Origin of the sequence: Nocardia sp. NPDC046473, from assembly GCF_040645995.1 — a bacterium.
Classification (GTDB): domain Bacteria; phylum Actinomycetota; class Actinomycetes; order Mycobacteriales; family Mycobacteriaceae; genus Nocardia.
Window position 1 is genome coordinate 309,053 of record NZ_JBEYZJ010000001.1, and the last position, 22,073, is coordinate 331,125.

The following is a 22,073-nucleotide window of genomic DNA, read 5'->3' on the forward strand; positions in this document are numbered from 1 at the left end:
GGTGGCGCGCATGTGTCGGCAGGTCGTACCCCCGCCTCGGCCGCGCGGAATCCCACTGTCGGACAGGGAATCCCGCGCGGACCGGCGTCCTCAGGCCTTGTCCCCGCCGATGCGGAACTCCGCGCCGGTGACATCGGTGACCGTCGCCAGCCTGCCGAATTCGCTGTCCTCCGCCGGCCGGACGACCGCACCGCCCAGCTCGACGACCTTGGCGACCGTCTTGTCCACATCGTTCGCGCCGAAGTAGACGGTCCAGGCGCCCGGCACGCCCTCGGGCAGGAACGCCGACGCATCGATGACACCACCCAGCATCGGGCTGTCCGAGTGAATCGTGGTGTAGCGGAACTCGTCTGCGTCCGAGATGGTGAACGGGTCCTGCCAGCCGAACACGTCGCGATAGAAATCGAGCGCGGTGTCGTAGGCGCGGGTGTGCAGCTCGAACCAGGACGGCACGCCCTCGTTGTTGCCCCATTTTCCGCCGGTGACCAGGGCGGCGGTCTCGATGCCGCGGAAGGTGCCCGCCTGCCAGACGCCGACGCCTACCCCGCCCGCGTCGCCGAGTACGGCCATGCTGCCGAGATCGCCGACCTGCATCGGCGGCACCACCACGGCGCCACCCTGCGCGACAGCCTTGTCGGCGGTCGCCTGGATATCGGTGCTGGCGAGGTAGATGGTCCACTGCTCGGGTGCGTCGGCGTCACCCTCGGTGTGCCCCATCGCGCCCGCGACCGCGAGACCGTTCTGCCGGAAGGTGACATACCCGCCGAACTCCGCGGCGGCGCGCTCGGCGGTCCACCCGAACAGCTCGCCATAGAACGCGATGCTGCGGTCGACGTCGGAGGTGTAGAGATCGATCCAACAGGGATCGCCGGGCTTGGGCTGGTTCTGGTCGCTCATCGCTGGTCTCCTGGGCAGGGGTGGAACACTGGTCAGTGATGTAGACCCCTGCCGCGGGCGAAAGTCATCGCTGCCGTCGGTCCACCCCGACCAACAGTGTCCGACCAACGAAATACGACACAGAGTAGGACCCGTGCGGATTGCTGCGGCAGCACGGTTTACGATTCCAGAAGCGCAAGCGAACTGTCGTCTGTTCCGACATGGGGATGGATGCAAGCAGCGGAGCCTGCGGAGCGAACCTAAAGGCACCTTCAGGAGGATCAGTGACTGCGGTAGAGCCCCAGCCAGTCCAGCAGTTGGAAGCGACTCGGCCGTATCCGGCACGGACCGGGCCGAAGGGTTCGTATCTCTACAAGATGGTCACCACCACCGACCCCAAGGTGCTCGGGGTCATGTACTTGGTGACCGCGATGAGCTTCTTCCTCGTCGGCGGTCTGATGGCGCTGATGATGCGCGCCGAGCTCGCGCGCCCCGGCCTGCAGTTCCTCTCGCCCGAGCAGTTCAACCAACTGTTCACCATGCACGGCACGATCATGCTGCTGTTCTACGCGACCGCGATCGTGTTCGGCTTCGCGAACATCGTGCTTCCGTTGCAGATCGGCGCTCCTGACGTCGCCTTCCCGCGCCTCAACGCGTTCAGCTACTGGCTGTACCTGTTCGGCGGCACGATGGCGACCGCGGGCTTCATCACCCCGGGTGGCGCGGCCGACTTCGGCTGGACCGCCTACACCCCGCTGACCGACATCCTGCACTCGCCGGGCGTCGGCGCCGACCTCTGGATCCTCGGCCTCGCCGTGTCCGGCCTGGGCACCATCCTCGGTGGCGTCAACATGCTGACCACCGTCGTCTGCCTGCGTGCCCCCGGCATGACCATGTTCCGGCTGCCGATCTTCACCTGGAACATCGCCGTCACCAGCGTGCTTGTCCTGCTTGCCTTCCCGCTGCTGACCGCCGCGCTGTTCGGCCTGGCCTACGACCGCCACCTCGGCGGCCACATCTACGACCCGGCGACCGGTGGTGTGCTGCTCTACCAGCACTTGTTCTGGTTCTTCGGGCATCCCGAGGTGTACATCATCGCGCTGCCGTTCTTCGGCATCGTGTCCGAAATCTTCCCGGTGTTCTCGCGCAAGCCGATCTTCGGTTACACCACGCTGGTCTACGCGACGCTCGGCATCGCCGCGCTGTCGATCGCGGTGTGGGCGCACCACATGTACGCCACCGGCGCCGTGCTGCTGCCGTACTTCTCGTTCATGACGTTCCTCATCGCGGTGCCGACGGGCGTGAAGTTCTTCAACTGGATCGGCACCATGTGGCGCGGGCAGTTGACGTTCGAGACGCCGATGCTCTGGTCGATCGGCTTCCTGGTGACCTTCCTCTTCGGTGGTCTCTCGGGTGTCATCCTGGCCAGCCCGCCGCTGGACTTCCACGTCACCGACTCGTACTTCGTTGTCGCGCACTTCCATTACGTGCTCTTCGGCACCATCGTGTTCGCCACCTTCGCCGGCATCTACTTCTGGTTCCCGAAGATCACCGGCCGGATGATGGACGAGCGCCTGGGCAAGTGGCACTTCTGGACCACGTTCGTCGGCTTCCACACCACGTTCCTGGTGCAGCACTGGCTGGGCGCCGAGGGCATGCCGCGCCGGTACGCCGACTACCTGCCCAGCGACGGCTTCACCACGCTGAACACCATCTCCACCATCGGCGCGTTCATCCTCGGTGCCTCGATGCTGCCGTTCATCTGGAACGTCTTCAAGAGCTTCCGGTACGGCGAGGTCGTCACCGTGGACGACCCGTGGGGCTACGGCAACTCGCTCGAATGGGCCACCAGCTGCCCGCCGCCACGGCACAACTTCTACGAGCTGCCGCGGATCCGGTCCGAGCGTCCCGCGTTCGAGCTGCACTACCCGCACATGGTCGAGCGGATGCGCGCCGAAGCGCACGTGGGCTGGGGTTCGGGTAAGCACTCGACCGAGGTCCACGAAAGCGCAGTGGCGACCAAGTAGGAATTTCAGATACAACGACGAGTGTGCACCTGCTGGTCACAGCAGGTGCATGCGCGTTTGCTCTGCAAATGTTTACGCAATACGGCCCCTCGCATGTGTCATTGCTAACCGCAGGGTGCTTCCGTTAGGTGGCGCTGGTGCCCAGGTGTAGGTCGCTGCTGTGCTCAGCTTTTTACACTGAGCGCAGAGCGTCTCCATCGAACACAGGACTTGGAGCTACACCATCGTGGCCGACACCACCGTTCTCGTCACCGTCACCGGACCCGACCGTCCCGGTGTGACGTCCGTGCTGCTCGCGGCGATGTCCCGGCACCATGTGAGCCTGCTCGACGTCGAGCAGGTCGTCATCCGCGGGCGACTGACCCTCGGCGTGCTGGTCACTTGCCCGGGTGACCCCGAGTCGCTGCAGGACGAGCTCGAAGAAGCGATGAACACCGTTGGCGTGCACGTCGACGTGGAGGTCGACGCGGCGATCGGCCGGGAGCCGATGTCCACCCACGCGGTGGTCATCCTGGGCTCTCCCGTCACCGCACACGCGTTCAGCTCGGTGTCGCGACAGCTGGCCGCCCTCGGCGCCAATATCGACACCATCCGCGGCATCGCGGACTATCCGGTGACCGGGATGGAGCTGCTGGTCACCGCGACCGATACCGGGGCCGACACCGACTCCCGGTTGCGTACGGCGCTGGCCGAGGTCGCGGTGACCGAGCAGGTCGACGTCGCGGTGGAACGGGCCGGACTGGCCCGCCGGGCCAAGCGCCTCATCGTGTTCGACGTCGACTCCACCCTCATCCAGGGCGAGGTGATCGAGATGCTCGCCGCGCACGCGGGCGTGGAGGAGCAGGTCCGCAAGGTGACCGAAGCCGCCATGCGCGGCGAGATCGACTTCGGCGAGTCGCTGCGGCAGCGGGTCGCGACCCTGGAAGGCCTGGACGAGTCGGTGATCGAGGCGGTGGCCGACCGGATCGAGCTGACCCCCGGCGCGCGCACCACCATCCGCACCCTGCGTCGGCTCGGCTTCCGCTGCGGTGTGGTGTCGGGCGGGTTCCGTCAGGTGATCGAGCCGCTGGCGCACGAGCTGGAGCTGGACTTCGTGCAGGCCAACACCTTGGAGATCAAGGGCGGCAAGCTGACCGGGCGGGTCGTCGGCGAGATCGTCGACCGCGCGGCCAAGGCCACCGCACTGCGCAAGTTCGCGGCCGAGGCCGGGGTGCCGATGGAGCAGACGGTCGCGGTCGGCGACGGCGCCAACGACATCGACATGCTCAACGCGGCCGGGCTCGGCGTCGCGTTCAACGCCAAGCCCGCGCTCCGCGAGATCGCCGACGCGGCACTGTCGCATCCCTACCTGGATGCGGTGCTGTACGTCCTCGGCGTCACCCGGCACGAGGTGGAGGCGGCCGACGCCCGCGACGGCGGCGTGCGGCGGGTACCGCTCGATCAGTGAACAGCCAGGTGGCGTGGGTCGTTCGAGACAAAAACAAGATGCGGTTGTCGTTGTCGCACCGTAGTTTTCGCTGTTGTTAATCTAATTCGACAGTAGTGCAGTGGTTTTCGTCGCTAGCGTCGCTGCATGACGAACAACGAAGTGGCAGAACTCGTCCTGGCGCCCGCGGCGGAGCTCGCGCGGCGGATCCGCAGTCGCGCGGTGTCGCCGGTCGAGGTGGTCGACGCGTACCTGAGCCGGATCGAGGACAAGAACACCCAGGTCAACGCCTACGTGAGCGTGCTCGCCGACGAGGCGCGGGCCGTGGCGAAGACGGCCGAGGCCGAGGTGGCCGCCGGGCGGGTGCGCGGACCGCTGCACGGGGTGCCGATCGCGATCAAGGATCTCTTCGACTTCAAGGCGGGCGTGCCGAATACGTTCGGCGTCAAGGAGTTTGCCGCGTATGTGCCGGAGGAGACCGCTCCGCACGTACGCAGGCTCGAACAGCTCGGCGCCATCGTGCTCGGCAAGACGAACACTCCCGAGTTCGGGCACAAGGCGACCACCGACAACCGGTTGTTCGGTCCGACCAGCACTCCGTTCGCCCTGGACCACAACGCGGGTGGTTCGTCGGGCGGCAGCGCGGCGGCCGTCGCGGCGGGCCTGTGCGCGTTGTCGCAAGGCTCCGATGGTGGTGGCTCCGTACGCATTCCGGCCGCCATGTGCGGCGTGGTCGGCCTCAAACCGAGCTACGGGCTGCTCGCCGGGGTGGTGCGGCCGGACGCCTTCTTCACCATGGATCCGTTCATGGGCAACGGCCCGCTGGCCCGTTCGGTCGAGGACTGCGCGCTGATGCTGGACGCGATGGCGGGCTTCGACGAAAACGATCCGGGCAGTGTGCCATTGGCCACCCAGCGGTACAGCGACGCGATCTTCGCGCCGGTGGCCGGCCTGCGGGTGGCGTATCTGCCGACGCTCGGCGGCTTCCCGGTCGAGACGGAGGTGCGCACGGTCGTCGACGCGGCGGTGCGCGCGTTCGAGATCGCGGGCGTCGAGGTCGAGACACCCGAATTCGCGCTGCCCGCACCGCATCAGGAGGTCACCGATCTGTGGCTGCGGCTCACCGGCTCGGCCATGGTGTCGTTGCTCGAGATGTTCGGCGATCTCGGGCTCGACCTGCGCGCGGTGTCGTGGGACAACCTGCCGCCGCAGCTGCGCGCCGCCGCCGACCGCGGCGCCGCGATGACCATGGCGCAGACGCGCCGGGATCAGTTCCTGCGCACCGCGATCTTCGATGCGATCCTCGCGGTCCTCGACGGCTACGACGCGATCATCAGCCCGACGCTCGCGGTGGCCGGGGTGCCCAATGCGGACGACGGCTGGACGGTCGGGCCGGACTCGGTCGCGGGGGAGACCGTCGATCCGGTGCTCGGCTGGTGTCTGACCCATCCGTTCAACTACAGCGGCCACCCGGCGATCTCGGTGCCCGGCGGCATGACGGCGCAGGGGCTGCCGGTCGGGATGCAGATCGTCGGGCGGCGCTTCCGTGACGACACCGTGCTGAGTCTGGCCGCGGCTTTCGAGCGGATTCGGCCATGGCATCAGACCTACCGGGGGTTGCTCGACTGACCCGGCGCACCTGAGACCAATGGACGGATTCGTCGGGCGCCGTCGGTAAGCTGGCGCCGACCAGGATCGTCAGGCGAAATCGGAGGGTGCGTTGCGGAAATCTCTGCTTGTGCTGCTGCTCGGATTGGCTGTTGTCGGGTGCGGCAAGAACGATTCGTCCTCGGACGCGACCTCCTCGGCCGTGCCGACCTCCACCCAGGGGCCTGCGCCGGTGACGGCCGGCGAGGGTGACAACGGGCAGGAACGCCGGGTCGCCGTCGGCCAGTCCCTGGTGGTGACGTTGCCCGCGAATCCGTCCACCGGATACATGTGGCAGATCACCGAGCTGGACGCGAATTTGCTTCAGGCGCAGGGCGATCCGGGTTTCAAGCCGGATCCGAACGTGCCCGTCGCGCCCGGCTCCGGTGGCGGCTCGGTATGGACCTTCGTCGGTAAGGCCGCGGGGATCACCAAGCTCTCGATGGATTATCTGCGGCCGTGGGAGCAGGGTGTCGAACCCGCGCAAACGTATTCATTGACGATCAAGGTGGAGTGATGTCGAGCATCCCGGAATGTGGTGCCGGAGTCCGGGACGCGCTGGAAAACCCGGTGCCGCCGGTGGAATTCGATGCGGAGGGTTTCCGCGTCCGGCACGCGGAACTCGCGCAGGGCTACGGCGGCGCGGGTGACCCTGACGATCCGGCCATGGTGCAAGCCATGCAGATCGTGCTGCACCTGCCCAAGCTGGATCCGCCGCCGCGCAGTGCGCTGCTCGCCGCCGCGGCGACCGCATCGGTGGCGCTGTGCCTGGACGAACGGGTCGGGCCGGGCGGCGAGTGGGCGGATCGCTACCTGGCCTGGAAGCGTTCACGCATCCGCAAGGTGGCGCGGCGCGCCCGTGGTGCCCAGTGGCTCGCGGCGAACGAGGTCGACGGTGTCACGGTCGAGGTCGACGGCGCGCAGGCACGCGCGTTCGTGCCGGGGCCGGTTGGTGCGATCGACCCGCGGATCAAACGTTTGCAGATCGGTGGCACCGACCTCGAGCACGACGATCCAGGGCCGCCCGATCCCGAACTGCCGGTGCTGTGGATCGATGCGGAACTGGGCATGACCCTCGGCAAGGCCGCCGCGCAGGTGGGTCACGCCAGCATGTTGCTGGCGGGCGCGTTGACCGCGGCACAGGCCTTGTGCTGGGCCGAGCAGCAATTCCGTTGCTCCATAAGGGAAGCCGATGCGCGACAATGGAAGGCGTTGGCCGATGAGGTCGCGCGTGGCACGGCGGTTGCTGTGCGCGACGCCGGGTTCACCGAGGTGGCGCCCGGCTCGATGACGGTGATCGCGGTGCCCGCGCGATCCTCGTAACCGTCACAGAGTGCCCGCGTATGAATGTGCGTTGCGCGGGTCGAATTGGGGTATCACTCTGAGCAACTTCACCCGAGGACGTTGTGCCCTACCCCGACCGAGCTCCTAGGCGGACGCTCGATGCATCGGCGCAGGCATCGCGGCCTTGCCGACCGAAGGAAGGACCAGCTATGACGACGCTGCTGGTGATTCTCGCACTGTGGGTGCTCCTGTCGGTTCCCTTGGCTCTCATCGTGGCCCGGCTGCTACACAAGTCGGACGATGGGGACCATCACCATTCGAACCAGCCCGACGACCAGCGCCTTCGTGATCTCTTTGTGTTGAGCCGCCGCCGCTGACTCGAGCGACACGCTTTTCAGACCCGCCCGCGTTGGCGAGTAGCCGGGCGGGTGCGCCAAGATGGACCGCGTGCCGCAACCGGATCCCGATCTGCTCATCGATTTCACCGACGTCACTGTTCGCCGCTCGGGCCACACGCTCGTCGGTCCGGTGACCTGGCAGGTCGAGCTCGACGAACGCTGGGTCGTGCTCGGCCCCAACGGCGCGGGCAAGACCTCCCTGCTCCGCATGGCCGCCGCCGAGATGCACCCGACCTCGGGCATCGCCCATCTGCTCGGCGAGGTGCTCGGCAAGGTCGACGTCAGCGAGCTGCGGCCGCGGATCGGCTTGTCCTCCGCCGCGGTGGCCGGTCGGGTGCCGAAAGACGAGAAGGTCAGCGATCTGGTGGTGTCGGCGGGGTACGCGGTGCTCGGCCGCTGGCGTGAACGGTACGACGATGTCGACACCGACCGTGCCGTCGACATGCTGGAAAGCCTGGGCGCGGAACATCTTTCGGACCGCACCTACGGCACGCTGTCGGAGGGTGAGCGCAAACGGGTGATGATCGCCCGCGCGCTGATGACCGATCCGGAGCTGTTGCTGCTCGACGAACCGGCCGCGGGGCTGGACCTCGGCGGCCGTGAGGAACTGGTGGAGCGGCTCGGTGATCTTGCCGCGGACCCGGATTCGCCCGCCATCGTCCTGGTCACCCATCATGTCGAGGAGATTCCGCCCGGCTTCACGCATGGACTGTTACTCAACGAAGGCGAAGTCATCTCCCAGGGTCTACTCACCGACGTCCTGACCTCCGAAAACCTGAGCGACGCCTTCCGTCAATCCATCGCGCTGGACCGCGTGGACGGCCGCTACTTCGCCCGCCGCTCCCGCCGCGCCGGCAAGCACCGCACTCGCTGACCCGCTGCCCGTGACGGCGCTCACCGAGCGCGCGTTAGTGTGCAGGAGTGAGTGAGATAAACGCGCAGGCTGACTCTCAGCCGGTCCCGTCGCCCAAAGACGCGTCGACGGTGATGCTGGTGCGCGACGGCGCTGCGGGACCCGAGATCTTCCTGCAGCGCAGGGTCGGCGCGATGGCCTTCGCGGCCGGGATGACGGTGTTCCCCGGCGGCGGTGTCGATCCCTCCGACGGCACCGCCGAGATCGACTGGACCGGGCCCGAACCCGCTTGGTGGGCTGAACGTTTCGCTACCACCGAACCGCGCGCCAAGGCGCTCGTCTGTGCCGCCGTGCGCGAGACGTTCGAGGAATGTGGTGTGCTGCTTGCCGGTCCGACCGCGGACAGCGTGGTCTCCGATACCACCGGCTATCGCGAGGCGCGCGGCAAACTGGAACGTCGCGAGCTATCGCTGGCCGGTTTCCTTGCCGCGGAGAAGCTGGTGCTGCGCGCGGATCTGCTTCGGCCGTGGGCGAATTGGATCACCCCGGTGGTCGAGCCGCGCCGCTATGACACCAGGTTCTTCGTCGCAGTGCTCCCGGCGGGGCAGCTGGCCGATGGCGCCACCTCCGAGGCGGCCGAGGTGCAGTGGCGGACACCGGCCGAGGCGCTGGACCGCTGGCGGGCAGGCACCGACATCCTGCTGCCGCCCACCTGGTCGCAACTGGACGCGCTCGGTGAATTCGGTTCCACCGCCGAGATTTTCGCCGCCGAGCCGACGATCGAGCCGATCATGCCGATATTGGACGCTGCCACCGGGCAGCGGGTGCTGACGTTCCCGGACAGCCGGCGCTACTTCGCCGGTCTCCCGGATGCGAGCAGGCTCAAGGGATCCGTCCGCAAGTGAGCCACCGGACGGCCGGTAGCGTGGCGTCCCATGGCCGAATTCGTGACCCTGGATCTGCTCGAGGGTGATACCGCGCGCCGCGTCGCCGTCCTCCGGATCGCCCGCCCGCCGATGAACCTGGTGAACGCGCAGCTGGCGCGGGAGCTGGCCGAAGCGGCCGACACGGTCGCCGCGGACCCGTCGGTAGCCGCGGTCATGCTCTACGGTGACGAGCGCGTCTTCTCGGCGGGCGACGATCTGACCGAGCTGGCCGGACTCGGCGAAGACCAGGCGCGCGCGCTGGCCGCCGATCTGCAGCGCGACCTCGGCTGCCTCGCTCGGCTGCCGCAGCCGACCGTCGCGGCGATCAGCGGCTACTGCCTCGGCGCCGGCCTCGAGCTCGCGCTCGGCGCGGATCGGCGCATCATCGGCGACAACGTCAAACTCGGCCTGCCGCAGATCAAGGCCGGGCTCATCCCGCTCGCCGGGATCCGGCGGCTGTCCCTGCTGATCGGACCGGGACCCGCCAAGGACCTCGTCTACACCGGCCGCTTCGTCGAGGCCGAGGAAGCTCGCACCCTGGGTTTGGTCGACGAGGTCGTGCCACCCGACGACGTGTACACCGCCGCGCTCAACTGGGCCGGACAGTTCACCAACGGCCCGGCTCGCGCCCTCGCCGCCGCGAAGGCAGTCTTCGAGGCGGGCCCACACGGCCTCGACCGCGCACAGACCGAATGGTCTGATTTGTTCGCCACCGAAGACCGCCGAATCGGCGCCGAGTCCTACCTTTCCGACGGCCCGGGATCGGCCGCTTTCGTCGGTCGGTGAGGTGTCCCGAACGCGATCTTCGAAGTCCGATTTGTGACGGTCTGAGCAGCGGTTTGTCGAAGATCACCTGATCGGAACAGGTTCCTATCTGGCCAATGGTCCAGATGTGACCGGAAATCATGGGCCGACAGCAGGCCGGATCTGCGTGTTTGGGTAGGCTTGGCCTCCATGACGGTACGTCCCGACGACCCCGCGCCTCACCCGCATGCAACTGAGGCAGAGGTCGAAGCAGCGCGCAAGGATACGAAGCTCGCCCAGGTGCTCTATCACGACTGGGAAGCGGAGACCTACGACGACAAATGGTCGATTTCCTATGACGAACGCTGCATCGAATATGCCCGCGGCCGGTTCGACGCGGCCGTCGGTCCGGCGCCGCTGCCGTACGACCGGGCCCTCGAACTCGGCTGTGGTACCGGCTTTTTCCTGCTGAACCTGATGCAGGGTGGCGTGGCCAAGTCCGGCTCCGTCACCGACCTGTCGCCGGGCATGGTGAAGGTCGCGCTGCGCAACGCGCAGAACCTCGGCCTCGACGTGGACGGCCGGGTCGCCGACGCCGAGACCATCCCATACGAGGACGACACCTTCGATCTCGTGTGCGGGCACGCGGTGCTGCACCACATCCCGGATGTCGAACTCGCGCTGAAGGAATGCCTGCGCGTGCTCAAGCCGGGCGGGCGCTTCGTCTTCGCGGGCGAGCCGACCACCGCGGGCAATTTCTACGCGCGCTGGCTCGGCCGGGCCACCTGGAAGGCCACCACCACCGTCACCAAGCTGCCGCAGCTGGCCGGGTGGCGTCGTCCGCAGACCGAGCTCGACGAGTCCTCGCGGGCCGCGGCGCTCGAAGCGGTCGTCGACCTGCACACGTTCGACCCGCGCGACCTGGAGCGGATGGCGAGCTCGGCCGGTGCCGTCGACGTCAAGGCGACCACCGAGGAATTCGCGGCCGCGCTGTGGGGCTGGCCGGTGCGCACCTTCGAGGCGGCTGTGCCGGACGAGAAGCTCACCATGGGCTACCGGCTGGCCATGTACAAGGCGTGGCTGCGGCTGAGCTGGCTGGACGAGAACGTCATGCGCCGCGTGGTGCCGCGTCAGTTCTTCTACAACGCGATGATCACCGGCGTGAAGCCGGATTCGTCCGCCAAGTAGTGGGCTACGGCTTCAGTCGAGACGATGTCGCCTTCCTCGGCAGCCCGGCGGGCACTGCCGCGCTGACCGAGGTGGACCGGCTGGAGCTGTCCCAAGCCTCGCACCTGCGCGATCTGGCGCGGGTGCGGCGCGAGCACGGCGGCTGGGCGGCGGCACTCGTCGAAACGGTGCGGCTGCGGCGGAAGGCGGGCGCCAAGCTCGTCGATGCGGGGGACTGGTTGTTCACCGACGACGCCTTGCAACAGGCGACCCCGACGTTGGTCGCCCGGCAGCGGGCCGCCCGGTTGGCCGGGCGGGCCGTGCACGACGTGACCTGCTCGATCGGCGCGGAGCTGGCCGAGCTGGCGCGGGTGTGCACTTCCGTGATCGGCAGTGACCTGGACGCTGTACGGCTGTCGATGGCCGCGCACAATCTCGCCGAAGCGCGGGTGCTTCTTACGGGCGGGCCGAGTCGGATGGTGGGCGCACGCAGCTTGTCATCGCCGCCCGCGGCCGAGCTGGCCGGACTGTCTCGCCCGGCTGCCGCGCAATCCGTGGATCGCCCGCGAAACGTGTTGCTGGCCAAGGCGGATGCCCTCATGCCGGTGAGCAGGGACACGGTGGTCATCGCCGATCCTGCGCGGCGGGCGGACGGGCGGCGTACCCACGATCCAGCGAAACTGCAGCCACCCCTGCCCGACCTGCTCGCTGCTTACCCCGGCCGCGATCTCGCCGTAAAGTGCGCTCCCGGACTGGATTTCGATCGACTCGACTGGTCCGGCGAGATCGAAGTGGTCTCCCTCGACGGCGCTGTCCGCGAGGCGTGCCTGTGGTCGGCGGGCCTGACCGAACCCGGGATCACCCGCCGCGCGACCGTATCGTCCTCGGCCGGAACATCTTTCACCCTCACCGACGCGGACCCCGACGAAATCCCCGAGCGGGAACCCGGCGACTGGATCGTCGATCCCGACGGCGCTGTCGTGCGCGCCGGCCTGGTCCGCCACTACGCCGCGAAACACGGCCTCTGGCAACTGGACCCACGCATCGCCTACCTCACCGGCACCACCGTCCCACCGGGCACCCGAGGCTTCCGCATCATCGACCGCCTCGACTACCGCGAGAAAACCCTCCGCGCCGAACTCCGCCGCCACGACTGCGGCCCCCTGGAAATCCTGATCCGCGGCGTCGACGTAGACCCCGACAAACTCCGCCGCACCCTCAAACCCCAGGGCACCCACCCCTACACCTTGGTGATCACCCGAATAGGCCGCACACCCACCGTTTTCCTGTGCACCGCCGTCGCCCCCGTACCGCCGTCGCGCACCGTTTAACCTCCCGCGCACGAAATAGCCGGCAACTTCATACGCGCCGCAACGAATCGTGCGCGGCAGTCGTCGGAATCCCTACTGGTTCATTTTCTTGACGACGCGCTGGACCGTGAGCCAGGTGCGGGTGGTGATGTTCTTGCCGTGGGTCTTTTCGAGCCAGGCCATGAAGTCCGGCGTCTTGCCCGGTTCGCTGTTGTCGATCACCGCGAGGTAGGCGCTGCACGGCTTGTCGTAGCCGACGACGCGGGCCAGCGGATCGGGCTGGTCGGGCAGCTTGCGGGCCACCTTTTTGCGGTCCTTGAGGAACGTGGCGATGAGATAGGTGCCGCGGCCGTGGGTGAGGCCGGGGAACGGATCGGACGCCAGCAGTGCCTGCAGCTCTTCGTCACTGCGAATGATGGTGCCGCCGGCGATGCCGAGTTCGGCGTTGAGCGCCTGCTGAATTCGATCCTCGAGATCGCTGACATCGGTGTCGGCGCTCTGGAACACGATATTGCCACTCGCCAGCACCGAGGCGACCTTCTCGAACCCGAGCTGCTCGAACACGCCGCGCAACTTCTCGTTGCTCATGTTCGGGTTGCTGGGTGCGATCCCCCGCAACAGTGCGGCATAGCGATTCATATCGGGGAACCTACCGAAGTCCCCCGACAGATACCGTGATCTGGCATCGACGAATCAGGCCCGAGCCGCGCGCCGGGTCAGGCGGTTTTGGCACCGTTCTTCTTGCGCTCGATATCTTCCAGCGCCGCAAGGTATTTCGCGCGCTCCTCGGCGCTCGCCTCCCAGGCGGCCTTGCGGTTCTTGACGACCTTGGCGGGTGCGCCGACCGCGATGCTGTAATCCGGGATCTCGCCCTTGACGACGGCGTGCGCGCCGAGCACACAGCCGCGGCCGACGCGAGTCTCGCGCAGCACCGTGACCTTGGCGGCGATCCAGGTGTCGGGGCCGATCCGGACGGGGCTCTTCACGATGCCCTGATCCTTGATCGGCAGCGTGATGTCGTCCATCTTGTGGTCGAAGTCGCAGATGTAGCACCAGTCGGCGACCAGGGTGGACTCGCCGATCTCGATGTCGAGGTAGGTGTTGACGACGTTGTCCTTGCCGAACACCACCTTGTCGCCGATGCGCAGCGAACCCTCGTGGCAGCGGATGGCATTGCCGTCGCCGATGTGCACCCAGCGGCCGATCTCCATCCGGCCCAGCTCGGGGGTCGCGTGGACCTCCACCCGCTTGCCGAGGAAGACCATGCCGCGCAACACGATGTGCGGGTTGGCCAGCCGGAACTTGAGCAGCCGGTAGTAACGCACCAGGTACCAGGGGGTGTAGGCCCGGTTCGCGAGCACCCAGCGCAGCGACGCCACGGTCAGAAAGCGCGCCTGCTGCGGATCCCGGCGGCGCGATCCCCGCCAGCGCGAGCGCAACGGTGCGCCCCACATGCTCGTCACGAACGGCTCTCCTGTCGTGGTCCAACGGCCCGCCGCCACCTCGATGGCGACGGGTAGAGCATAACGGGCGCGCTCGGACCCGATCCGGGCACGGACCGCGCACGCGCGCGGACCGCAACGGCAGGACTCGTACACTCGCGCGGGCCCCTACCGTACAGTGACTGCTGCGCCGCGGGCGGCGCCCCCGAATCCACACGCGTACACCCGAACCGGGTCGCTCCAGAGCGGTGGGTCGGCACGCTTTAGTCTCGTGCGAGCGGAAACGACGACAGGAGTGCAGCAGGTGCGAAGTGGCGTACTGGCTAGTTCCATGTGGCGACCGTCCCGGCTGCGGGTAGTTGCGTCGCTGGCCGCGGTCGGTGCGCTGGCGTTGGCCGGATGCGGCACCGATGTCGACGACATCGCGGTCGGCCCCGGTAAGGGCTGGCCTGCGGCCTATCACGACGGGCGCAACGGTGGCAGCAGCCCGGTGGTCGGCGCCAAGAAGATCGCGTTGAGCTGGTCGCGTCCGATCGGCGGGCCGATCGCCGAGCCGGTCACCATCGGCCCGGACGGGCAGATGTTCCTGACCACGAACACGCCGACCTGCACCCTCTACTCCTTCCAGATGCTGACCGGGCGCAAGCGCTTCTGCAGTGGGCTCGGCCCGACCGCGATCGCGACGCCGTCGGTGGTGGACGGCATGACGAATGTCTATGTCGGCGACGACAAGGACAACGTCGGCGCGGTGATCTCCTTCAACTACCTCGGACAGCCGAGGTGGCGCACCACGGTGGCGGGCGCGCCGATCTCGGCGCAGTTCACCGGTGACGGAAACCTGTTGACGGTCACCCAATCCGGGCAGGTCGACGTGCTCTCCCGGCAGACCGGCCAGCGCGTCGTCTCCACAGTGCAGCTGCTCGGCCAGCCGGACTTCCTGGACAACCCGAACCTCACCTGGCCGGACGCTGGTCAGGGCCTGGACCAATGCCACGTCGGCGAACCGCAGTGCCCGGTCGCGAACATCTCGGCCCTCGACACCGCGACCGGACGCTTCTTCGTCACGGTATGGCAGCCGGGCAAGCCGACCGCCGCGCTCGTCGCACTCCGCTACGCGGACAACAAGATCCAGCAGGTGTGGAGCGCCGACCTGCTGTTCGGCGGCAGCGCCACCAGCCCGACCCTGTCGCCCGACGGCAAGACCGTCTACGTGGGCGACAACACCAAACGTTTGATCGCCGTCGATGCCGCAGACGGACACACCAAATGGGTGCAGCCGCTGGAATGGACGCCGCGCGGCGGCATTTCGGTGTCCAGCGACGGCCTGATCATCCCGTCCGGCGACGAGGGCTACCTGCTCGCGCTGCGCGACAAGGGTGACGCGCCGGAAATCGCCTGGGCGCGTAAGGACCTCGACCTGCGCGGCACCCCGGTGCAGACCGCGGGCGGCACCGGCTACACCGCCGCGGCGATCGGCGAGGGCCTGAACCTCATCACTTTCGACACCAAGACCGGCTCCACCATCGACTCCGACGTGCTGCCGGGCGCGCAAGGCAGCACCACCGGCACCTCGATCGGCGCGCAGGGCGAAGTCATCGTCGCCACCCGCATCGGCGAACTGTTCGTCTTCAAGCCTGAGCGCTGACCGCCGACAGCTGACTCCCGACTCGCCCCCCGCGCACGTTCTGTTGCGCCGCGCACGAGACGGCCAGCGGTTTGTGCGCAGGACGCGAACTAGTGCGCAGCGGCAGGGGACTACACCTGAGCCAAGGGACGCTGCGCACAACTTCGCATGGCGCGTACGACCCAGTCAGCTGTTTCGCACGCAGCCAGCCAAAGAGTGCGCAGCAGCGGGGGACGTACACCTGAGCCAAGGGACGCTGCGCACAACTTCGCATGGCGCGTACGACCCAGTCAGCTACATCGTGTGCAGCCCGCTAACGAGTGCGCGGAACGGACGTTTGTCGGCACCAGCGGCGGACGCTTCGCCGCGCCGCCGCGCACGATTTCGTGTGACGCGCACAAATCAGCTGGCTGTTTTGTGCGCGGCCCGCCAAAGTGCGCGCGGTGAGTGCGAGACCCTGTACCTGGACTGCGCGGGACGCTATCGGTGCGCAGGGTTGCTACGGCCGCACGGAGGCTTGCTCGCGTTGCGCGTTGCGCGTTGCGAGTTGCGGCTTGCCGTTGGCGGTGTCGCGCAGGAAATAGGAAGGCGCGCAAGAAATTGCCGACGATTTCGTGCGCGCCGGGCTAATTGGTGCGCGGCATATGGATGGTTGAGCCGACAGGGCGTGGGCGGTGGGAGGTGCGGGCGATAGCGCGACGGAATCGGGTGTCCAGGATGGTGGGGGTGTCCAGGTCTGGCCAGGTCCAGCGGACGACCTCCCAGCCGAGATCGCGAAGGTGATCTTCGCGCAGTTTTTCGCGGTAGAGCGTTCTTGTGGGGCTTTCGTCTGGGTTCAGTTCCTCGCTGTACTTCACCTTGCCGTCGAATTCGCCGATGATGCCCAGCCTTTCGAAGCAGAAGTCGACACGCGCGACGAACCTACCTGCGTCGTCGAGGATTGTCGTTTGAAGTTCGGGTTCGGGCAGGTCAAGGTCACTGAGGACGACCCGGCTGCGGGACTCGCCGATACCTTCACTGCGTCCGTCGAGCAGTCCGATGGCGCGCAGCGCGGCGCGGTAGCCAGGACGGCCCGCAGCGTAAGTCAGTGCTTGGCAAAAGGATTCGTGACCTAGTCCGAACTGCCGCCCGGCCGCGTCGCCGATCGCAACTGCTTCCTGCAATCCGACCGTCCGTGCGATGTCGGCAATTGTGCGCGCCGGCGAAAGGACGAGTAGCGATCCGACTTGGGTGACGTCCTCATCTTGGACCGGAGCACAGTGAACGTGCAGGTGCTTGCCGCGGTGCCCACCGCTACTGCGATGCCGGGTCACGTGCACTCGATCGAGCGGCAACCCCCACAGTGGCAAACCGTGAACCGCCGCCGAAGACTGGTGGCTGATCACCGCCGGCGCCGACAGATGTCCTGCGGTCGCCCGGACGAGCACCTGGTAGCGCGCTTCCCGATCCATTGCCTCGTACGCCTCGGGTAGCACATACGAGCCTGGCCGGAGCCGGCGCAAACTGCGCCGAGCAGTCAATCGCCGCAACTCGGCGTCACTGAATCCTTTCGCCAACGCCTCGCGTCGCTGTACCGGTAAGGCCTCCATCCGCACATAGTGCACCCCCGCCCTCGCCCCCAACCTCCGAAAAGCGCCCCCTGTGCACAACCACCCGCCTGTGGATAACGTTGCCCCGCGCACATTTTGGCGTCGCGCGCGGACAATAGCCAGCAATTCCGCGCGCACTAAGGGAAAACGTGCGCGTCGGCCGCTAGACGGGACGGATCCGCTCCGGAACGATTCGTGAACGTTGGCTGCCGTGAGGGCGCGATCGCGCGCCGCTGTTCGTTCGCCGCGCACAGATTGTTCGCCGCGCACAGATTGTTCGCCGCGCACAGATTGTTCTGCTGCGCACAGATTGTTCTGCTGCGCATAGAAACTGCCGACAATTTGTACGCCGCGTATTGAAACGTGCGCGTCACCTGCGCTGACGGTCGAGGCCGGCCGGATGGGGACTGGCTCAGCGCGGTGCGATTGCCTGCTGCGTATAGATTGTTCTGCTGCGCACGGGGTGGCTCGCTATTTTGTGCGCTGCGGGATGGGAGGTGCGCTGCCCACCGAAGAGTGCGCGGTAGCGATCGCGCGGCGCTAATTTGCCTGCTGCGCATGGATTGTTGTGCAGCGCACAGAATTGTCGGCAATTTCGTGCGTGGCAGGCTGAGAGGTGCGCGTCAGGGCGAGAGGTGCGTGGCAGGGCGAGAGGTGCGTGGCAGGGCGAGAGGTGCGTGGCAGGGCGAGAGGTGCGTGGCAGGGCGAGAGGTGCGTGGCAGGGCGAGACGTGCGTGGCAGGCTGAGAGGTGCGCGGCAGGATGGGACGTGCGCGGCGTCAGGGCTGACTGTTGGCGCCGGGGCGGGGACTGGCTTGGCGCGGCGATGTTTGTCTGCTGCGCGTGAATTGTTCTGGCGCGTACGTAATTGTCAGCGAAACTGTGCGCGGGGGACCGATTCGTGCGCGGCGGTGGCTCGGCTGAGGTGGGTCGGCTGTGGGGGCCTACTTCGGGTCGCGCTCGGGGAGGGGGCGCTCGATGATGGTGGGGCGGCCGAGGGGGTTGCGGACGCGGCGTTTGGCGGAGTGGTAGACCTGGGCGGTTTCGGCGGCCACTACGTCCCAGGCGAAATCGGCGGTGAGGCGTTCGCGGGCGGCGTAGGCGCGGTCTTGCGCGGCGACGGGGTCGTCGAGGGTGGCGCGGGCGGCGTCGACGAGGCCGTCGACGTCGGCGGGGGCGAACGAGGCTCCGGTGACACCGTCGATGACGGCCTCGCCGAGTCCGCCCGCGGTGGAGGTGATCAGCGGGGTGCCCGCGGCGGCCGCCTCGAGTGCGACGATGCCGAAGGGTTCGTAGCGGCTGGGCAGCACGATGGCGTCGGCGCCGTGCAGCCAGCCGAGCAGCTCGGCGTGGTCGAGTTGGCCGGCGAAGTTCACCGCCCGAGCCACCCGGTGCCCGCGGGCGCGCTCACGCAACCACTCGAACTGGGTGCCGATGCCGGCAACGGTGAGCGTGGTGCCGGGGTGCGCGCGGCGGATGCGCGGCAGCGCGGCGATCGCGTCCTGCACGCCCTTCTCGTATTCCAGCCTGCCGACATACAGCAGCCGCGGCGGGCCGGTGCGCGGCGAGCGCGGCTGAAATGTCCAGGCGCCCACGTCGATTCCGTTGCGGATCACCGTCATCGGCACTCGCTCGGGGCCGTAGAGCCGTTCCACCTCGTCCTGCATCGAGGCCGAGCAGGTGATCAGCGCGTCGGATTCGTTGGCGAGCCACCATTCGACGGAATGCACCTGCCGGTTGACCTTGCCCGCGACCCAGCCGCTGTGCCGTCCGGCTTCGGTGGCGTGAATGGTCGAGACCAGCGGCACGTCGTAGTACTCGGCCAGCGCGATACCGGGGTGCGCGACCAGCCAATCGTGCGCGTGCACCACGTCGGGCGCCCAGCCGTCACCGATACCCGGCTTACCGAGCGCGATACCGGCGCGCACCATCGCGTGGCCCATGGCCAGCGTCCAGGCCAGCATGTCCTCGCCGAAGTCGAAGCACGGCGGGTCCTCCGCGACCGCGACCACCAGCACACCCTCGGCGATGAAGGAGTGGGTGGGATGGGTCGAGGAGTCGGTGCCGGAGGGGCGGCGTGCCAGCACGACCACCTCGTGGCCCGCAACGGCCAGCTCGGTCGCCAGGTGATGCACATGCCTGCCCAACCCGCCGACCACGACCGGCGGGTATTCCCACGACACCATCAAGATCTTCATGCATGTCCTTCTGCGCTGGACGCGGCGTGCTCGGCAGCCGCGGCGAAGCTTCCTCCGGACCCGGCGCTCCCGAGTCGTCGCGCGTCCACACCGGGGAAGAGTCCGTCAGCCGACCCCCATCCTGCCGCCAACTGCTGTGCTTTCGCGAGTTGACCCGCTCCGACGGCGGCCGCGATCTCCCGCACGGCGTGCGCGTGCCGGTGCGCGCGGTCGCGCGCGTAGCCCGCGGCGGAGTCCTTGCTGACCATGAACGCCCAGTCGCTGGACACGGTGAGAATGGCCTCGCGCAGCAACTGGTCGGCGACGTTGTCGCGCAGCGCGGTCGCTCCGTCGACGGCGCGCATCTTGTCGATCGTGTCGAGCGTGAGCCGCACGATGTCGTCGTTGAGTTCGACCAGGTCCTGTACCTGATCCCCGGCCCAGACCCGCCAGTCCTTGCCGGAGCCCCAGGACGAATCGGCCAAAGGCACCGGCTCCCCGACGAATCCGCGTTCCCGCGCGTCGGCCAGCGTGCCGAGGGTGACGCCCGCTTCGGGCAGCGCCCGCAACACCTGGGCCAACCACTGCGGTCCTTCGTGCCACCAGTGACCGAACAATTCGGTGTCGAACGCGGCCACCACCAGGGCGGGTCGGCCGATCCGCTCGGATTCGCTGATCAGTCGCTCGCGGACTGTTTGCACGAAGTCGTCGACGTCGCGACCGATCGCCGCGGCGGCGAGTTCCGGGTCGTAGGGCGCCTTGTCCGGACCGGCCACCGTCTTGCCGGTGACCCGGGACGGTTTGAGACCCGTCGCGTGGTCGTAGTGATGAAAGTCACGGTAGGCACTCTGGCCCGGGTAGCCCGATTTCGGCGACCAGACCCGATAGCTCACCTGCAGATCACGCCCGAACGCGACCACATCGGACTCGCGAACCGGCCGGCCGAGGGTGGTGTCGCCGCGCAGCGCGGGCCCGTCGACCATGAAATGGGTCACGCCCGCGGCGGCGTAGCCGACCTCCATGCCCGGCGTGTAGCCACATTCCGGCGCCCAGATGCCGGTGGGCGTGTGACCCCAGCGATGTTGCGCGTCGCTCAACCCCTCGGCGAGCTGGAACTGACGCAACCGCGGATCGAGCAGCGGCTGGAACGGATGGGCGAGCGGGCCGCCGAGCAGTTCGATCGTGTCGGCGTCGATGAGCTCGCGCCAGACCGGCGCGGCACCGTGCCGCCAGCGCTCCTCGAAATCCGCCAAAGCCGCTGTGGCCAAACGATGTTCGTGCTGGCCGAGGGCGACGTTGCCCGCCATCGCCGCCTCGTCGGCGCGCAGCTGCCAGTTGCCGAGCCAATGGTGCATGCCGGACAGGCAGTGCGGGTCGTCGAGCTGGGCCGCGAGCACCGGCGTGATGCCGAGGCTGAGCAGATGCGAACGCCCTTCGGCGGCAAGTGTTCTCAATACCTCGGCGACCGGAAGGTAAGAGGCCGCCCAGGATTGGTAGAGCCATTCCTCGCCGACCGGCCAACGTCCGTGGTGTGCCAGCCAGGGCAGATGGGAGTGCAAGACCAGGGTGAACTGGCCGGGAACAGCCTCGTTGCTCAAGGCTTCACCGCGATGGCGACCAGATCGAGGCTCGCATCGATGTCCTCGGCGATCAGGGTGAAGTCGTCGATGGTGACGGCCGCGACGTCGGCGGTGAGCTCGGCGGGCCACGGCTCGCCGGCCAGCGCCCGCTCGATCTGCGCGTCGATGAACGACCCACCGTGCTTGGCGTCCAACGCTTTCAGGCTCGCGCCGTGGTGCACGCCGGTCATCTGTGCGACCTCGAAGCCCGCCTCGACCAGTAGCTCGGTGAGCTCGGCGGCGCTCAGTTCGCGCGTGTGGAATGGGTTGAGGGGGGTATCGCGACCAGGCGAGAAAGTGATCCGGTTCGGCGTGCTGATCAGCAGCTCACCACCGGGGCGCAGCACCCGCAGGCACTCCCGGAGGAACTGACCTTGATCCCAGAGATGTTCGATCACTTGGAAGTTCACCACAACGTCGACCGAGGCGTCATCGAGCGGCAGTGCCGCGAGGTTGCCCTGGATCATTTCCACCCGCGGGTACCTGGCGCGTACGTGCTCGACCGCGCCGGTGTCGTAGTCGACGCCGGTGACCTTGGTGGCCACCGAGGCGATCATGTCCGCGCCGTAGCCCTCGCCGGATCCGGCCTCCAGCACCGTTTTTCCGGCGCACCGATCGAGCAGGCGGGCGTAGGCGATCTCGTGCCTGCGGAACCAGTAGTTCTCCTCGGCGATGCCGGGGACGGTCCGTTCGCCGGTCAACGGCAGCGGTTCGACGGCGCCGACGGTCGTCTCCGGGGCGCCGGTCATGCCCGTCGGGTCGTCCACTGCGGCAGGGATCACAGCCTCGCTCATGACTCCACCTCGCTGGCGCTCGGTTCCGTCACGAGCGAGTGCTCGGCTGTGCTTATTGCTCGCTCGCTTCGCTCGCTCATGCGCTCCGACGTTACTGGCACTGACTGTTTGCGGGATACCCGCACCCGGTCACCGGGATGCCGCTACCAGTCGAGATGGACCGTTCGGCGG

At 67.8% G+C, this 22,073-nt stretch carries 19 protein-coding genes; 12 read left to right on the forward strand and 7 right to left on the reverse strand.

What is annotated here, in order from left to right:
* Positions 1-90 precede the first annotated feature (90 nt).
* Positions 91-897, reverse strand: coding sequence for a VOC family protein (locus tag ABZ942_RS01495; RefSeq protein WP_357377917.1), 807 nt, complete (start codon positions 895-897; stop codon positions 91-93).
* A gap of 263 nt (positions 898-1,160) precedes the next feature.
* On the opposite strand from ABZ942_RS01495, the gene ctaD reads away from it, so the two are divergent.
* The 11 genes from ctaD (at position 1,161) to ABZ942_RS01550 (ending at position 12,679) form a co-directional block, all read left to right on the forward strand.
* The gene (gene ctaD, locus ABZ942_RS01500) at positions 1,161-2,903 is read left to right on the forward strand and encodes a cytochrome c oxidase subunit I (RefSeq protein ID WP_357377918.1); all 1,743 of its coding nucleotides are present in this window, start codon (positions 1,161-1,163) and stop codon (positions 2,901-2,903) included.
* Between the two features lie 226 nt (positions 2,904-3,129).
* A complete protein-coding gene (gene serB, locus ABZ942_RS01505; protein WP_357377920.1) occupies positions 3,130-4,350 on the forward strand; it encodes a phosphoserine phosphatase SerB in 1,221 nt (406 codons plus the stop codon).
* 126 nt (positions 4,351-4,476) lie between these two features.
* Positions 4,477-5,958 carry an amidase gene (locus tag ABZ942_RS01510; RefSeq protein ID WP_357377922.1) on the forward strand — a complete coding sequence of 494 codons (1,482 nt, stop codon included), beginning with the start codon at positions 4,477-4,479 and terminating at the stop codon, positions 5,956-5,958.
* Positions 5,959-6,049: 91 nt separating this feature from the next.
* Positions 6,050-6,493, forward strand: a complete 444-nt coding sequence (locus ABZ942_RS01515; protein WP_357377924.1) for a protease inhibitor I42 family protein — start codon at positions 6,050-6,052, stop codon at positions 6,491-6,493.
* Positions 6,493-7,299: a peptidyl-tRNA hydrolase gene (locus ABZ942_RS01520; RefSeq protein ID WP_357377926.1), complete on the forward strand. Its 807-nt coding sequence runs from the start codon at positions 6,493-6,495 to the stop codon at positions 7,297-7,299. The genes ABZ942_RS01515 and ABZ942_RS01520 overlap by 1 nt, the downstream gene beginning before the upstream one ends.
* A 170-nt stretch (positions 7,300-7,469) precedes the next feature.
* Complete coding sequence (locus ABZ942_RS01525; protein ID WP_357377928.1) at positions 7,470-7,637, forward strand: hypothetical protein; 168 nt, start codon at positions 7,470-7,472, stop codon at positions 7,635-7,637.
* A gap of 61 nt (positions 7,638-7,698) precedes the next feature.
* Positions 7,699-8,532: an ABC transporter ATP-binding protein gene (locus tag ABZ942_RS01530; RefSeq protein WP_357377930.1), complete on the forward strand. Its 834-nt coding sequence runs from the start codon at positions 7,699-7,701 to the stop codon at positions 8,530-8,532.
* A 113-nt stretch (positions 8,533-8,645) separates the two neighbouring features.
* Complete coding sequence (locus ABZ942_RS01535; protein ID WP_357379321.1) at positions 8,646-9,416, forward strand: NUDIX hydrolase; 771 nt, start codon at positions 8,646-8,648, stop codon at positions 9,414-9,416.
* Between the two features lie 30 nt (positions 9,417-9,446).
* Complete coding sequence (locus ABZ942_RS01540; protein WP_357377932.1) at positions 9,447-10,223, forward strand: enoyl-CoA hydratase-related protein; 777 nt, start codon at positions 9,447-9,449, stop codon at positions 10,221-10,223.
* 168 nt (positions 10,224-10,391) lie between these two features.
* Positions 10,392-11,369 (forward strand): class I SAM-dependent methyltransferase, encoded by a 978-nt coding sequence (locus ABZ942_RS01545; protein ID WP_357377934.1) that lies wholly within the window; start codon positions 10,392-10,394, stop codon positions 11,367-11,369.
* A complete protein-coding gene (locus ABZ942_RS01550) occupies positions 11,369-12,679 on the forward strand; it encodes a class I SAM-dependent methyltransferase (protein ID WP_357377936.1) in 1,311 nt (436 codons plus the stop codon). Before ABZ942_RS01545 ends, ABZ942_RS01550 begins: the two co-directional genes overlap by 1 nt.
* 72 nt (positions 12,680-12,751) lie before the next feature.
* Here ABZ942_RS01550 and ABZ942_RS01555 read toward each other — a convergent pair whose 3' ends face one another.
* Positions 12,752-13,297, reverse strand: coding sequence for a DUF1697 domain-containing protein (locus ABZ942_RS01555; RefSeq protein ID WP_357377938.1), 546 nt, complete (start codon positions 13,295-13,297; stop codon positions 12,752-12,754).
* Positions 13,298-13,374: 77 nt separating this feature from the next.
* Complete coding sequence (locus tag ABZ942_RS01560; RefSeq protein WP_357377940.1) at positions 13,375-14,121, reverse strand: acyltransferase; 747 nt, start codon at positions 14,119-14,121, stop codon at positions 13,375-13,377.
* A gap of 283 nt (positions 14,122-14,404) precedes the next feature.
* On the opposite strand from ABZ942_RS01560, the gene ABZ942_RS01565 reads away from it, so the two are divergent.
* Positions 14,405-15,745: a PQQ-binding-like beta-propeller repeat protein gene (locus tag ABZ942_RS01565; protein WP_357377942.1), complete on the forward strand. Its 1,341-nt coding sequence runs from the start codon at positions 14,405-14,407 to the stop codon at positions 15,743-15,745.
* A 605-nt stretch (positions 15,746-16,350) separates the two neighbouring features.
* On the opposite strand, the gene ABZ942_RS01570 is transcribed toward ABZ942_RS01565, so the two are convergent.
* From ABZ942_RS01570 to ABZ942_RS01585, 4 genes are all read right to left on the reverse strand, one after another.
* Positions 16,351-17,313: a hypothetical protein gene (locus ABZ942_RS01570; RefSeq protein ID WP_357377944.1), complete on the reverse strand. Its 963-nt coding sequence runs from the start codon at positions 17,311-17,313 to the stop codon at positions 16,351-16,353.
* Between the two features lie 943 nt (positions 17,314-18,256).
* A complete protein-coding gene (locus tag ABZ942_RS01575) occupies positions 18,257-19,510 on the reverse strand; it encodes a glycosyltransferase family 4 protein (RefSeq protein ID WP_357377946.1) in 1,254 nt (417 codons plus the stop codon).
* On the reverse strand, positions 19,507-21,087 hold the full coding sequence (locus ABZ942_RS01580) for a glycoside hydrolase family 57 protein (RefSeq protein WP_357377948.1): 1,581 nt from the start codon (positions 21,085-21,087) through the stop codon (positions 19,507-19,509). The genes ABZ942_RS01575 and ABZ942_RS01580 overlap by 4 nt, the downstream gene beginning before the upstream one ends.
* Complete coding sequence (locus ABZ942_RS01585; protein ID WP_357379323.1) at positions 21,084-21,857, reverse strand: class I SAM-dependent methyltransferase; 774 nt, start codon at positions 21,855-21,857, stop codon at positions 21,084-21,086. Before ABZ942_RS01585 ends, ABZ942_RS01580 begins: the two co-directional genes overlap by 4 nt.
* Positions 21,858-22,073 lie beyond the last annotated feature (216 nt).